The organism is Calothrix sp. CCY 0018 (assembly GCF_963920925.1).
Taxonomy (GTDB): domain Bacteria; phylum Cyanobacteriota; class Cyanobacteriia; order Cyanobacteriales; family Nostocaceae; genus Rivularia.
Genome location: NZ_CAWUDI010000006.1, coordinates 30,204 through 43,310, shown reverse-complemented (window position 1 = coordinate 43,310; position 13,107 = coordinate 30,204). Strand labels below are relative to the sequence as shown.

The window sequence follows — 13,107 nt, the reverse complement described above, 5'->3', positions numbered from 1 at the left end:
ACAATGATTAACACTGCTATTTTAAGTTACCTTGAATACTAGCTTGTGGTACTTTACCATTCCCATTTACAGAATCAATTTTATTTTCGCTATCTGTTAAAGCTAAAGTAATTTTAGCTGTAGTACCTCGATTTATCCCCGGACTTTCAAGAGTTATCGTACCTCCCATCAATTCGATTAAATTGCGTGAAATTGCTAGCCCCAACCCCGTACCATTATGCTGGCGGGTATTGCTAGCATCTACCATCACGAAAGGATGAAATAGTTTTTGCTGTTGCTCGATATCAATACCTATACCTGTATCAATAACCGAAACCGTTACCCAAGATTTATCGTTATGATTTTGAATTTCTGTGGTTATGGTTATACTTCCTGCTTCAGTAAATTTTGTGGCGTTGCCGATCGCGTTGATTAAAACTTGCTTGAGCTTCGCTGTATCTGCATTAACTCGAATTTGCTCTTCTAAAACAGGAATATTCAACTGCAAACCTTTTTGTCGAATATTAAGCGATTGCGAGCTAATTACTTCGTTAATGACTTGATGCAAGTCTATTGGTTTAATTATGACTGAAAGCTTACCTGCTTCGATTCTAGAAATATCAAGCAAGTCATTAATAATACCCAACAAATGAATCGCGGTTTCATCCGCACGTTTGAGAAACTCTTTTTCTTCTTCTCTATCGTCACACATATCTTCCCGAACCAAACGTATGGAATTAATAATGACGTTTAAAGGGTTTCTCAACTCGTGGGAAGTTGTCGCCAAAAAATAGCTTTTGCTTTGATTTGCAGTTTTTGCATCTTTCCAAGCAATTTCCAACTCTTGGGCCGATGCTTTGAGTCTTTCAACCATTTGATCTAATGCTTGTGCTAATTGATTGAATTCCCGAATGTTGAAATTATGCGGAATGGGGGAAGAAGTATCTGATAAATGAAGATTCAAGGCATAATCGCGTAGTTGTTCTACTGGATGCGCTAAGTAACGAGCCACATACAGCGATGCTAATAAAGTCGCAGCAATCAAGCCAACTGTCAAAACAAATAAAATTAATTTGATTTCTTTCAAACCGACTAAAGCATTATCCAAGCTCGTAACGGCTAAAATTACCCATTTTTGGTCGCCATCAACTGGGCTGTCAATAGCTGTATATCCAGCAAGTAACTGCTTGCCTTCTTGATCAAAAAACAAATCTGAAGAACCTTCGGGTTTGGATACAGCATTTTTTACAATCTGCTGTAGCTTTTTTGCATCTGCGTGTTCGGCGATATTGGTACCTACTCGTTGAAAAATCGGGTGTGCCATAATTGTCCCGTTTTCTGCAATTACTACCGTAGAACCTGTTAATAATCTGGGATTCTTTTGATTTTTTTCGTGCAGTAGTTGCGATTGCATACTTAAGGTATAAAGCAATTTACCTTGAGTATCGTAGACGGGAGAAGCTAAGTTTAGCTCTAGCTTTGAGGATGGATTTTCTAAACTATTTTTTTGAGATTTTGCCGGTAAAATAGGTTCAATTTGAACTTTATTTCTCGATGTCGAAAAATTATTCAAATTAATTACTTTTTTACCACAATTTTTAGCAATAATATTGTTGTTGCTTGGATTTTTCAACTGAATGCATTTGATTTGTCTGGGCAATTCTTTCACTAACTGAGTAACAAATTTTTCTATTAACTCAGGTTTACCCGATTGAATAACTGTAGTTTGGGAAGCGATAAATAGATTACTTTTAAGCGTATCAATAGTATCGACAATGTTCTCTGCTTTGATCGTTGCACTTTCAGTTAAATTCTGACGGGCAACTTCTATTAAGCTAGAACGTGCTTTTTTATAGCCGACAAACTCACCTATCAATAAGACTGGTACTGATAGCAATAATATCTTGGATATTAGAATTCGGCGAAATGATGATTGACGAAAATTCACCATTGGTATTCTCTGATAAGCATCTGTTCAAACTTTAAAATAAATGCGATCTAACAAGTTAATATACTTCTATTATTAAGTTTATTATTCCGGTATAGTCAAGTTATTAAATTCTTGTCAACAAAAAAGAATTGCGAGATACCAAATTTTATCGGCTAGAATAAAAATTTCCATAATTTAGTATTTGGTAATTGGTACATCTTTGTTACACTTGATCAACCTTCACATTTAAGATACATATTGAGATAAATATGATAAAGTATATGACTTCGCTACAAGAGTATTGTTTATTGCATGGCAATTATGCTTTGAAGTTAATCGCACCAATCTAACTGTATTACAGCTAATAAATATCGGCTATACAAGTTTTCTATTTATTGGTATTACTCGTTGAGAAAATATCAGTATCGCGGCGCAGTCGCACCATAATCATGACAAAACAATCTCGTCCTCAAACCACAATCGTTTTGGCAATGAGTGCAGATGGGAAAATAGCAGATGTTACTCATGCTCCAGCTAGATTCGGTTCAAAGAATGATAAAGCACACCTAGAAAAACAAATTGCGACAAAGGATGCTGTTTTGTTTGGTGCTGGTACTTTACGCGCTTACGGTACAACTTTAACAGTATCGCATCCACACCTATTACAGCATCGAAAATCCAATGGTAAGCCACCCCAACCCGTTCATATCGTTATTTCTGATTCCGGTGAGTTAAACCCAGATATACGCTTCTTTCAGCAGCCAGTTGAACGCTGGTTAATTTCAACAGCTACAGGAGCCAACTTTTGGCAAACAAGACCGGAATTCAAACGTATACTGGTATTTGAAACACCCGCAGGAAAAGTTGATATTCATGCAGCGTTCAAACATTTGACTACATTGGGTATAGCACAGTTGGGAGTTTTAGGTGGCGGAAATTTGGTCGCGAATCTTTTAGAGTTAAATTTAATTGATCAAATTTGGCTGACTATCTGTCCCTTAATATTAGGTGGTGAAGATGCTCCAACCCCAGTTGAAGGTTGTGGATTTTTAGCGAAACTCGCTCCACGCCTGCAACTGATAGAAGTTCGCACCGAAAACCAAGAAGTATTTCTGCACTATTCCCTGCAACAATTCCCAGATTAGATTACGCTGTAGGAAGCTTTTGCCGCTCCTAAATGTGTCTTTAACTCTGATGGTGGAAAAAATTAAGTCGAGTTATTCTCTCTTGTGGATTGATAAAGTTGCTGAAGTACCCAAAAATGCTTGGAATGCTTTGGCTGTTCCACTTCAGACTCCTTTTTTTGAATGGGATTGGTTAAACAATCTCGAAGTTTCTCAAAGCGCTACAGCCAAGAGTGGTTGGTTGCCCAATCACTTAACGTTATGGCGAGATAGAACGTTGATTGCTGCTGCTCCACTTTATATCAAAGGACATAGCTATGGAGAATTTGTCTTTGATAATCAGTGGGCAGAATTAGCTTACCGTATTGGCGTAGAATATTACCCCAAAATGCTGGGGATGTCGCCGTTTACACCAGCCGAGGGTTATCGATTTTTGATTGCACCAGGGGAAGACGAAGATGAAATAACTTCCTTAATGCTGCGGGAAATAGATTCTTTTTGTAAAAAGCAGCGTATCAGTGGCTGTAATTTTTTGTATGTAGATCCCGATTTTCATCAAGTATTGGAACGTCAGGGTTTTACAGCTTGGTTGCACCACAATTATGTTTGGCAAAATCATGACTTTACAAGTTTCGATGATTATTTAGGTGCATTTAATGCTAATCAGCGTCGTAATATCAAACGCGAACGAAAGGCTGTAGCAAAAGCAGGTTTGGAACTCAAAGCATTTACTGGTGATGATATTCCTCAAAACTTATTTCCTTTAATGTACGATTTTTATGCCGACACCTGCGACAAATTTGGTTGGTGGGGCAGTAAATATCTGACAAAACAGTTTTTTGAATCGCTGTACGAAAACTATCGCGATCGAGTCGTCTTTTTTGCAGCTTACAGCGAACAAGATAACAGCCAACCTGTGGGAATGTCATTTTGTTTATACAAAGACGATAAAATGTACGGCCGCTACTGGGGTAGTTTTCAAGAAATAGATTGTCTGCACTTTGATGCTTGCTATTATTCACCCATTGAATGGGCGATTAAAAACAATATTCAAATATTCGATCCCGGTGCAGGTGGACGACACAAAAAACGTCGTGGCTTCCCAGCAACCCCGAACTACAGCCTACATCGTTTCTACGACAATCGTTTAGGACAAATACTCCGTCGCTACATCAGCGAAGTCAACGAACTCGAACAGCGGGAAATTGAAGCAATTAACGAGCAGATTCCTTTTGCAGCTAAGAATGAGGAGTAGGGAGTTAGGAGTGGGGAGTTAGGAGTTAGGAGTTAGGAATTAAGAGTTAGGAATTAGGAATTAGGAGTTATAAATTCAATGTTGGTAACTGGTAACTGGTAACTGTTCACTGTTAACTGAAAAGAATTACACTATTTTAAGTTCATGAAAACCCTTATGAGAGTAATTGTTTTTAAGTAATTATGAATCTACTTGACAATTTAAAAGCAATAGATGACAAACTTTCTCAACGACATATTGATTTAGATCCTGCCGGATATTTTATTATTTACATCGACCGAGAAGAAGGATTAATTTTTGCTAAACATTTTAGTAACATCATCGATGAGCGAGGTTTAGCCGTCGATCCAGAAACGGGAAAAGTTATTCCAGCAAAAGGAAAAGTAGAACGAACCCATACTACGGTATATTCTGGCAGAACCGCAAAAGAATTATCTGTAAAAATTTTTGAAGAAACTCAGCCCTGCCCGATAACCATGTTCGATCATGCTGCTTATCTAGGTAGAGAATTTGTCCGAGCCGAGACTGCTTTGGCAACAGGGCAAGTGTACGTGCAGGATTAAGATTTTGGTAAGGTAATTGGTAATTGGTAATTGGAGAGAGGGGGGAGAGGGGGTAGAATAAATTATTATTCACTCCTAACTCCTAACTCCTAACTCCTGACTCCTAACTCCTAACTCTCTTTACCTTCCGATGATGGTTGGAAAACTAAATAGATATAGTATGTTGCCATCGGAATTACGGTAGCAGCTATCAGTAATCCTACTATCCAAGCTGTAGCATTTTCCTGGTCGGTGTCTTCAGCTTTGGTAAATGTTCCTTCCACCTGTACATCGTTTTTAACTTCTGGTGGGCCGGGATCTGGTTCACCAGAAAGTACGGTGACAAGACGTTCTTGTGCATCTAAAAAGGCTTGATTGTACTTGTTGCCGTTCCGCAACGGTACTAAAATTGTTTCTGATGCTACACTTTCGGCTATGTCATCAGGCATTATGGATTTGATTTTATCACCCGTAAGAATAGCGGTGCCATTGGTTACAGAGTCAATCATTAATAAAGTTTGATTTGCTTGTGCTTCTTTGGTAGGAAACCATTTTTCAAATAGGGCTTTAGTAAAACTTTCGGGAGTTTCTCCGTAATCTAAACGACGAACAGTAACTATTCTGACTTCGTTTCCTGTTTGAAGAGCCAATTCATCAAAGGCACTACTAATTTGACCTTCATTGAAACGGCTGATTAAATCTGCTTCATCTACAATCCAGGTGTCTGAAGTCAGGTTTGGCATATTATATACACCCGTAGCCAAAGCAGGTATCGTAAACGTTGAAAAAACGAATATCATCATCGCTAACAATACAATCAGCTTAGCGATATACTTTTTGCAACTCAAGAAGCGATTGAGAAGCTGTTTCATAGCAGAAAACCACCATACGACTTTTCACCAAAAATACTACATAAGTACGATCAAAGTCTCGTTTTTGGCAAGGTTTTATATATAAAAGTGCCGAGCAATATTGATATAAGTAAGGATTTTAGGATAAAACGTAATGATTTCAGTTGTCAGTAAGCGAATAGGGAATGGGGCATGGGGAATAGGGAAAAATAAAAATGTGTTTGATAAAAACGGAAAACTTTTCCACACGTTTAGATCCCCCCAACCCCCCTTTTTTAGGGGGGCTTTACGTAAGTCCTATAATTTAAGAAATTATTAAAATTCAAATTAATCAGATGAATTACCTAATCGCGGTTTATGCTAACAAAGTAGAAGCTTTATCTGCTCGCACTGCTTTAGAAAAAAGTTTACCCAGCGAGCAAATTAGTATTTTAGGTGAAGGTTTTGAAAGTACTGACGAATACGGACTAATTAAACCCGAACGACAAGCTAAAAGTAACCTGCAAAGTTTTGCTTATTGGGTTGTACCGCTCGGATTTGCTTGTGGTTATGCTTTTAATTTTTTAGAGAATATCGAAATCCCGACCGTAGATGGTGTTCTCAATCAAGTTGCTGGAGGCTTGTTGGGAGCAGCTTTTGGTTTATTATTTGCTTTTGCTGTAGGTAGTAGTGTAGAGTCTAATGTTGTTAATAAAGATGCTTCCCTTTATCGCGATCGCCTTAATGCTGGCAAGTACTTAATTGTTTTTCACGGTACCAGTGAATTAGTAAAAATTGCTACTAATACTCTACATTGTTTTGATGTTGAGAATATTTAAAGATAGGGAGTAGAAAGTAAACAACAATTTAAGCAAACAACCTGAATCTCGCTAAAACGTTTTCAATCGTCTGCGGCAAAATATTATTTAATTCCCTAGTATCTTGAAATTGCATTATCTGAGTTGCACTTAAATCAAAGGGAAATTGTCCAACCATTACCTGACGCTGCATTTGTGCAATTAGTATCTGCTCAGAGCGCTTACTTTGAATAGCGTAACCGAGTTCAATACAGGTGTTAGCACTGGGAAGAAGTAAAGGTTTTTCCTTACCGCTATCAACACTGGCGATCGGTGTGGCATCCGCAATAAATAACAAGCTTCTGCGAATTTTTCGCATCATGCTGCTTCCCAATCTCATCGGCGCATCTTTTGGGCGAATAGACTCAATTAACTTTAATGGCAGTCGCGATCGCAAATTTAATTTATCTAAGGTATCGAGCAATCCTTCCCGCAAAGCATCGCTAGCTTCAGGATATTCATTTTGATAACTCAAAAAAATCGTTGGCTCTAACTGCGCTAACAAAGCCTGTTTCGTGAAATAAATCTCATGGCTAATTAAATCAATGTTGGCAACACAATAGCCACCACTGCCTTCAACATAAAATTCTATCTCGTCGCCTTCCAGATAGCGCCTAAACCAAGTTGAATTTTTTACTTCCTCACTGTCTTCCAAAAAATCTGCTCTCAAAGCCGACTTTAACAGACTTTTTTTACTGATACGAATATCTGGCTGACGTTTTTCCAACTCTGGAATCGGCTCATACTTTTCGATATACCAAGCTCTCAGAGCAATAATCGACATAACTAGAAGCTAATTGTTTAAATGTGACTAAAATTTAACTAAGTATTTCAAATATTTAACTTCGTACAAGCTTACACCGAAGTGTAGCCCTGAAAACAACATCCACATGAATATCATCCGAATGTTATATAGATATCAACATTCCGACAAAATTACAGTTAACTAAACTTTCATTAATTAACAACTTAAGATAGTTGTAGCAGCTTTAAAATATTGATACTCCCCAACACTCCAATTTTATCTGGAAAAATAAGTACTATTGTACCATAAAATAAAGAGATAAATCACAAAAAAATAATAACTGGTAACTTCTAACTGCTCACTGCTCACTGCTCACTGATAACTGTCGATCTTCTGCTTGCAAAATTTCCTTTGCTTGTAAGATACGCTGCATATGTTCTTCTGTTACGGTAGGATACTCTAACTTCAGTTCTTTTAATTTAGAGCAGACAATATCGGCTACAGCCATACGAGTAAACCATTTGTGGTCGGCAGGAATAATATGCCAGGGTGCCCATTCAGTGCTAGTGTGGCGAAAAGCATCTTCGTAAGCATTCATGTAATCGTCCCAAAAATTACGTTCTCGGATATCACTTGCTGAGAACTTCCAGTTTTTTTCAGGTGTTTCAATGCGCTTCATAAAGCGGTTTTTCTGTTCTTTTTTTGACACATTGAGAAAAAACTTCAGAACAACAATTCCATTATTAACCAAATATTTTTCAAAATTATTTATCTCTTCAAAACGCTGCTTCCATATATGGTTTCCTTTTAGAGATACAGGTAATTGTTGTTTTTCAATTAGCTCCGGATGCACCCGCGTCACCAAAACGTCTTCATAATAAGAACGGTTGAAAATACCTATTCTTCCTCTTTCGGGTAAAGCTTTAAAACTTCGCCATAAATAACCATGATTTAATTCTTCTGAGGAAGGTTGTTTAAAACTAAACACCTGACAGCCTTGAGGATTTATGCCAGACATAACATGCTTAATCGTACTATCTTTACCAGCAGCATCCATTGCTTGGAAAATAATTAATAATGCATGAGTATTTTTAGCATAAAGAATATCCTGGTATTTCGCCAATCGTTCAATATCATGAAGCAACTTAATCTTTGCATCGCCCTTTTGATCGTAACTACCTGTAAAAGCAGTATCGTAATCTTTTTTCAGAGAAATTTTTGAACCCGGTTTAACAATAAAAGCATCACGATCCATAATTAATGACTTTCCTTAAAAGCTGACAAACTTCTACAGTAATAAGTATTTATCCTTAATTAGCAATCAAGTAAAATAAAGCAACAAAACTTTTTATTTTGGGAATTGGGAATTGGTAATTGTCAACTCCTAACTGCTCACTGTTAACTGTTCACCAGTCATCATCTAAGTTTTGTTTATTAACTGGACGCATGGCTTCTCTACCTAAGAGAAACATTCCGGCAACTCCCAAGCAAACAAACCAAATATACTCACCCCAAAATGTTCCAATTTGTTGAGTTGGACTCATTTCTGGATGTAGGGTAGTGAAAAAAAGAGCCAAAATAAGAATCATTAACGAACTAAATCCAACACAGCTTAAACCAATCCGAATCCGAGCAGGACGTAATTCCCAATCGTTAATTTCACTTAGGTCTATTTCTGCTAATTCTTCTAACGAATCATCCGCAATATCTGAAGCATCTTGTAAGTTTTCGCTTAACTTTGGCGGTAGAATTGGTACTAATGCGGCAACAGTTGGACGGCGTAGCAAAGCTTCCGTATTTCGCAATATTTCTAAAGGCTTGCGAGAATCTGGCTCGGCAAATTCTAATTCTTCTGTAGTTTTTTCAACCGGGACTTCGCGTTCAAAATCCATATTTTTGCCTCGTTGAAATATCGCCTTTCTACTTCTATTTTTAACTTATTTTGCTCGCAGTTGTCGGGATGAATGTAATTAAGATCAAAGGTTAAAGGTAATAAATTAATTTCTTTTTTGGTAATTTTGATTTTTTAGGACTTACGTAAAGCCCCCCAATATAGCGGGGGGTTGGGGGGATCTAAACGGCTGAAATAGTTAATTTTATCTTTCTTACGGGACACGCTTCGCTAAGGTTGCGATTGCACAAGTCCTGTTTTTAACAATATGCAATAGTTTTATATTATTAAGGACGGGCTAGAAGCCCATCCCACAAGAAAGTGTGTACAAACGGGATTGTTGTTTTTGAAAATTCCTTTTTGTAATTAAGTGGTTTCCTGTAAATCTTTGAGTCTTGCCATTACGTCTTGAGAATGAACGATTGGATTAACTTTGACAAAAGTTTCTCGCAAAATTCCATCTGGATCGATAATAAAACTGTGACGGCTAGAAATAAACGATAACCAGGAACCGTAATCTTTACTTACCGCACCTGTTGTATCTGCTAATAAAGGAAATTTTAAACCTTCAGAATCGCAAAATTCGGCGTGAGAATCAATATCATCGGCGCTGACACCAATAATTTCGGTATTCCTTTCTAGGTATTTTGGCAAATCTTCTTGGAAACGACGAGCTTCGATAGTGCAACCAGCAGTGAAATCCTTGGGATAAAAATAAAGCACTACCCATTTACCGCGATAGTCGGAAAGGGAAATTTCTCCATCTCCAGTATTAGTCGGTAAAGTAAATTCCGGTGCGGGTTCATTGATAGAGGGTAGCGTACCACCCATTGCATTCGCAGCAGGGGTAAAATTCAACCATCCTAAGAATACAAAACAACTGGCAAATAATATATTGAGAAAATTGCGACGATTCATTTTTCTGTAGAGTATGAATGAGTACTTTATATAAGTTTACAATCACTCGTACAGTAGATGTATTTATATTTAGCAGTTGATTAATATAAGGTTCGTAGTAGCGCTATGCCCTGGCGGGCACGCTACGCTAACAGCGCCTCATATTCTGGAATCCGGATGCGCTAAAGCGCTACTACGAACCCAATTTATTGAAAGCCTTCACCCGATTGTTCTACTTGAGTGTGAGTTTCTACAGATTCTATATACTGACTATCGAGAAGAAATGAGCCTTTAGCGAAGCGGATGCCCCAGTATCCTCCGGGACGACGGTCAAGAACGATACCTTCTTCCCCTACATGGATGATATCGGGAGGGCGTAACATGGGCATGGGTTCGGCCGTTTTGATATAAGGTGGTAGCGCTACCACACGGACTTTACTACCAATAGCGAATTCTTCAGACATAGTAAGGAGTTGGGTATTAGGAATTAATTACTTATTAGTTTAAATCTAACGTTTTATCCTGTCTCAAATCTCCAAGATTTCGGTAATCTAGTACGGGGGAAGTAATAGAAACAATAAAATTATTTTTGATTATGCTGTCAGATAGTTTGTATCTTGTGTACGGTTTGCTTGCTGTTATTTTAATTTTTGGTGGGGCGATCGCCTTTTTTCGTTTTTTATTCGCGGCAATTTATGCTAAGGGAAATTCTAAAGATACGGTGCTTTTAGATTTAATGGAACGAGCGGGTATTCCTAACTGGCAGACTTTACAGCAAAAATCGGGTGTAAGCACTACCGTAGTTTGGCTGTTGCGCGACGGACAAGGAGCTTCGGTTAAATTGAGTGAATTAGCGGATGTTGCGAAGGCTCTTGTATTGCCTTTAGGGGTTTTTTTGAAAAAGTTGGATTTGGTTGAGTAATTTTATTGGGCATGGGGCATTGGGCATGGGGCATTGGTAATTGATGATTTGAAACTCCTAACTCCTAAGACGTAGCACTGCTACGTCTCTACACTGTTAACTGTTTTTGGGGAAAGCTGGTATTAAGTGATTATTAAAAGCTATGCCAGAAAATCCCCAGAAGCCACGAGAATATGATGCTGTACTCGGTGGTGAAAATCCAATTGGTTATAGAAGCTCCGGTAGTAACTTTAGTAGAAGCAAAAAGACAATATCCAATCCGGGTTAGGGCAATGCATGGCTGAAATCATAGCCGCTCAAATATTCAACCAAAGAAAAGGTAAAGAAATTTCTACAATTTATGGTGTTGTTACTACTGGAACTAATTGGAAGTTTTTAACGCTTAAAAGTCAAATTATCGAAATAGATTTGAATGAATATTTTATCAGTGAATTGGGTAAGATTTTAGGAATTTTGAAAAGTTTGATTTGATATTTTATCTTTTATCCGGCGGTTGAAACCGCACGCCATTTGCTACATACTGCGGGAACCTCCGCAACGCAATGGCTTATCTACACAAACAAAACCCGCCGTGGCAGCGGGTTTCAAAATTTATCATTATTATTCCACGCAGGTGGAATTTGCCTGTGTAGCCGTGTTAGCGCAGCGTCTCCGGAGGAGACATTCTATTCGCCAGATACTCTAAAAAACCCTTCCCCTACGGCACCTGCCAAATCCTCTGATGATAATTATCAATATCTGCGTAGGGGTCTACAGGCGTGTGTGAATGGTCGTGATGATGGTGATGGTGGTCATGTCCGTGTCCGTGTCCGTGGTTATCCGATACTGCGGCAGTGCGGAATTTACACATCTCACAATTCATCTTCACTTCGCCGAGTTGGGTTTCTATTTCTCGCTCTCGCAATACGGTTAATAATTCTGGCTGTAAACCAATTTCTGGTAAAGCAGTAATAGAAATATCTGGATATTGCTCTTGCTGTTGAGCTGTAATATCAAAGATTTTTTCCATTAAAGTCCCCATAAACAAGAAGTATGGCAAAACAATTATGCGTTTTGGCTTATACAAACGAGCGCGTTTGAAACCTTCTTCTAATCGAGGATGGGTGATGCCGATAAAGCAGGTTTCAACGGTGGAATAACCGCTACCTTCCCAAATAATCCGAGCTAATTTATACACGTCGCCGTTCGCGTCGGGGTCGCTGGAACCTCTACCTACAAACAAAAGTACGGTATCTTGACGGGAAATTTGTTGGGGATTATGTTCGGGTTTATCGAATTCGGCTAAACGGTTGCGCCACAGTTCGATAAATGTGGGTGTAATTCCGAAGTGTCTGCCGTAGTGAAATTTTAATTCGGGATATCTAACCCTAGCGCGGTCTAATTCATTGGTAATATCAAATTTATTGTGTCTTGCAGCAAATAATAAAATCGGTAAAGCGGAAAGTTCGGTATAGCCGTTTTTGATGCATTCGTCCACACCTTCTTGAATTGTCGGCTCGGTTAATTCTAGAAAACAAGGTAAAACCGGACGAGAATCATCTAAAGCTTGATAAGCACTGGCAAAATCTAGCAAAGCCTGCTTTCCTTGGGCATTTCTTGTACCATGTCCAATCATCAGCAAAGGACGCTTCATTGGTAAAGCAGGTAATTGCAGATTAGGAAATTGTAATTTTGTCGAATTTGAATTATCGATAGTTTGCATTATTTTCAGAAGGCTCCCTTCCCGTGCTACGCAGGAAATAAAGTGAGCTAATAACAGATAGGTGTTCTGGCTCAAACAATTTTGGATTTTGGATTTTGGATTGTTATTAATCTAAAATCTAAAATCTGGAGCAGGAAAGTTTGGGGGAAGAACATCTACCCCCCAGCTTTCCGCAAAATCTAAAATATTTTTACAGTTGCGGCACAGCCCCGGAATTTCACCGGAGTTTCCCTAGTCTGTTACGGTTCACGTTTGTTTAGTTATATTAGCCGAATCCGTGTCTATTGCGAAATGCAGGATGGGGGGATGGGGGATGGGGAGATGGGGAAAGAGTTAGGAGTTAGGAGTTAGGAGTTGGGAGTTAAAGTAAGATGCCCAATTACCAATTACCAATTACCAATGCCCAATAGCCAATTCCTAACTGTTCACTGCT

15 protein-coding genes and 1 riboswitch are annotated in these 13,107 nt (G+C 38.5%); of the genes, 7 read left to right on the top strand and 8 right to left on the bottom strand.

Translation table 11 applies throughout. From position 1 onward, the window contains the following. Positions 1-16: 16 nt before the first annotated feature. Positions 17-1,930: an ATP-binding protein gene (locus ACM03V_RS06020; RefSeq protein ID WP_414619854.1), complete on the bottom strand. Its 1,914-nt coding sequence runs from the start codon at positions 1,928-1,930 to the stop codon at positions 17-19. 428 nt (positions 1,931-2,358) lie between these two features. On the opposite strand from ACM03V_RS06020, the gene ACM03V_RS06015 reads away from it, so the two are divergent. From ACM03V_RS06015 to ACM03V_RS06005, 3 genes are all read left to right on the top strand, one after another. Further along, the gene (locus ACM03V_RS06015; protein WP_414619853.1) at positions 2,359-3,054 is read left to right on the top strand and encodes a RibD family protein; all 696 of its coding nucleotides are present in this window, start codon (positions 2,359-2,361) and stop codon (positions 3,052-3,054) included. 49 nt (positions 3,055-3,103) lie between these two features. Next, entirely contained in the window at positions 3,104-4,288 is a 1,185-nt protein-coding gene (locus tag ACM03V_RS06010) for a GNAT family N-acetyltransferase (protein WP_414619981.1), read from the top strand. Positions 4,289-4,470: 182 nt separating this feature from the next. Next, on the top strand, positions 4,471-4,851 hold the full coding sequence (locus ACM03V_RS06005; RefSeq protein ID WP_414619852.1) for a DUF4346 domain-containing protein: 381 nt from the start codon (positions 4,471-4,473) through the stop codon (positions 4,849-4,851). A gap of 110 nt (positions 4,852-4,961) precedes the next feature. Here the strand turns inward: ACM03V_RS06005 and psb32 are convergent, their stop codons facing one another. Continuing rightward, the gene (psb32, locus tag ACM03V_RS06000; RefSeq protein WP_414619851.1) at positions 4,962-5,702 is read right to left on the bottom strand and encodes a photosystem II repair protein Psb32; all 741 of its coding nucleotides are present in this window, start codon (positions 5,700-5,702) and stop codon (positions 4,962-4,964) included. Positions 5,703-6,016: 314 nt separating this feature from the next. Between psb32 and ACM03V_RS05995 the strand changes: the two genes are divergently transcribed. Then, a complete protein-coding gene (locus ACM03V_RS05995; protein WP_414619850.1) occupies positions 6,017-6,499 on the top strand; it encodes a hypothetical protein in 483 nt (160 codons plus the stop codon). A 28-nt stretch (positions 6,500-6,527) separates the two neighbouring features. On the opposite strand, the gene ACM03V_RS05990 is transcribed toward ACM03V_RS05995, so the two are convergent. The 5 genes from ACM03V_RS05990 to sipA form a co-directional block, all read right to left on the bottom strand. Continuing rightward, complete coding sequence (locus ACM03V_RS05990) at positions 6,528-7,301, bottom strand: hypothetical protein (RefSeq protein ID WP_414619849.1); 774 nt, start codon at positions 7,299-7,301, stop codon at positions 6,528-6,530. Between the two features lie 319 nt (positions 7,302-7,620). Next, the gene (locus ACM03V_RS05985) at positions 7,621-8,517 is read right to left on the bottom strand and encodes a polyphosphate kinase 2 family protein (protein ID WP_414619848.1); all 897 of its coding nucleotides are present in this window, start codon (positions 8,515-8,517) and stop codon (positions 7,621-7,623) included. Between the two features lie 151 nt (positions 8,518-8,668). Further along, on the bottom strand, positions 8,669-9,154 hold the full coding sequence (locus tag ACM03V_RS05980) for a hypothetical protein (RefSeq protein ID WP_414619847.1): 486 nt from the start codon (positions 9,152-9,154) through the stop codon (positions 8,669-8,671). A gap of 365 nt (positions 9,155-9,519) precedes the next feature. Next, a complete protein-coding gene (locus tag ACM03V_RS05975) occupies positions 9,520-10,071 on the bottom strand; it encodes a peroxiredoxin (RefSeq protein ID WP_414619846.1) in 552 nt (183 codons plus the stop codon). Between the two features lie 185 nt (positions 10,072-10,256). Beyond that, positions 10,257-10,514, bottom strand: coding sequence for a regulatory protein SipA (gene sipA / locus ACM03V_RS05970; protein ID WP_414619845.1), 258 nt, complete (start codon positions 10,512-10,514; stop codon positions 10,257-10,259). 131 nt (positions 10,515-10,645) lie between these two features. Here sipA and ACM03V_RS05965 point away from each other — a divergent pair, with 131 nt between their 5' ends. The 3 genes from ACM03V_RS05965 to ACM03V_RS05955 all read left to right on the top strand — a co-directional run bounded on the left by ACM03V_RS05965 (position 10,646) and on the right by ACM03V_RS05955 (position 11,443). Continuing rightward, on the top strand, positions 10,646-10,972 hold the full coding sequence (locus tag ACM03V_RS05965) for a hypothetical protein (RefSeq protein WP_414619844.1): 327 nt from the start codon (positions 10,646-10,648) through the stop codon (positions 10,970-10,972). A 142-nt stretch (positions 10,973-11,114) separates the two neighbouring features. After that, positions 11,115-11,240, top strand: coding sequence for a hypothetical protein (locus ACM03V_RS05960; RefSeq protein ID WP_414619843.1), 126 nt, complete (start codon positions 11,115-11,117; stop codon positions 11,238-11,240). Positions 11,241-11,248: 8 nt separating this feature from the next. Further along, positions 11,249-11,443, top strand: coding sequence for a hypothetical protein (locus ACM03V_RS05955; protein ID WP_414619842.1), 195 nt, complete (start codon positions 11,249-11,251; stop codon positions 11,441-11,443). A gap of 226 nt (positions 11,444-11,669) precedes the next feature. On the opposite strand, the gene ACM03V_RS05950 is transcribed toward ACM03V_RS05955, so the two are convergent. Beyond that, entirely contained in the window at positions 11,670-12,674 is a 1,005-nt protein-coding gene (locus ACM03V_RS05950) for a sirohydrochlorin chelatase (RefSeq protein WP_414619841.1), read from the bottom strand. 38 nt (positions 12,675-12,712) lie between these two features. Further along, positions 12,713-12,968: riboswitch (cobalamin riboswitch) on the bottom strand. Positions 12,969-13,107 lie beyond the last annotated feature (139 nt).

What these genes read in the sequence shown, in the direction of transcription:
- ACM03V_RS06010 (WP_414619981.1), top strand. Translation starts at nt 3,104, where the DNA reads ATGGTGGAAAAAATTAAGTCGAGTTATTCTCTCTTGTGGATTGATAAA.
- ACM03V_RS05990 (WP_414619849.1), bottom strand. Translation starts at nt 7,301, where the DNA reads ATGTCGATTATTGCTCTGAGAGCTTGGTATATCGAAAAGTATGAGCCG.
- ACM03V_RS05960 (WP_414619843.1), top strand. Translation starts at nt 11,115, where the DNA reads ATGCCAGAAAATCCCCAGAAGCCACGAGAATATGATGCTGTACTCGGT.
- ACM03V_RS06020 (WP_414619854.1), bottom strand. Translation starts at nt 1,930, where the DNA reads ATGGTGAATTTTCGTCAATCATCATTTCGCCGAATTCTAATATCCAAG.
- ACM03V_RS05965 (WP_414619844.1), top strand. Translation starts at nt 10,646, where the DNA reads ATGCTGTCAGATAGTTTGTATCTTGTGTACGGTTTGCTTGCTGTTATT.
- ACM03V_RS06015 (WP_414619853.1), top strand. Translation starts at nt 2,359, where the DNA reads ATGACAAAACAATCTCGTCCTCAAACCACAATCGTTTTGGCAATGAGT.
- ACM03V_RS05975 (WP_414619846.1), bottom strand. Translation starts at nt 10,071, where the DNA reads ATGAATCGTCGCAATTTTCTCAATATATTATTTGCCAGTTGTTTTGTA.
- ACM03V_RS05995 (WP_414619850.1), top strand. Translation starts at nt 6,017, where the DNA reads ATGAATTACCTAATCGCGGTTTATGCTAACAAAGTAGAAGCTTTATCT.
- ACM03V_RS05980 (WP_414619847.1), bottom strand. Translation starts at nt 9,154, where the DNA reads ATGGATTTTGAACGCGAAGTCCCGGTTGAAAAAACTACAGAAGAATTA.
- ACM03V_RS05985 (WP_414619848.1), bottom strand. Translation starts at nt 8,517, where the DNA reads ATGGATCGTGATGCTTTTATTGTTAAACCGGGTTCAAAAATTTCTCTG.
- sipA (WP_414619845.1), bottom strand. Translation starts at nt 10,514, where the DNA reads ATGTCTGAAGAATTCGCTATTGGTAGTAAAGTCCGTGTGGTAGCGCTA.
- ACM03V_RS06005 (WP_414619852.1), top strand. Translation starts at nt 4,471, where the DNA reads ATGAATCTACTTGACAATTTAAAAGCAATAGATGACAAACTTTCTCAA.
- psb32 (WP_414619851.1), bottom strand. Translation starts at nt 5,702, where the DNA reads ATGAAACAGCTTCTCAATCGCTTCTTGAGTTGCAAAAAGTATATCGCT.
- ACM03V_RS05950 (WP_414619841.1), bottom strand. Translation starts at nt 12,674, where the DNA reads ATGCAAACTATCGATAATTCAAATTCGACAAAATTACAATTTCCTAAT.
- ACM03V_RS05955 (WP_414619842.1), top strand. Translation starts at nt 11,249, where the DNA reads ATGGCTGAAATCATAGCCGCTCAAATATTCAACCAAAGAAAAGGTAAA.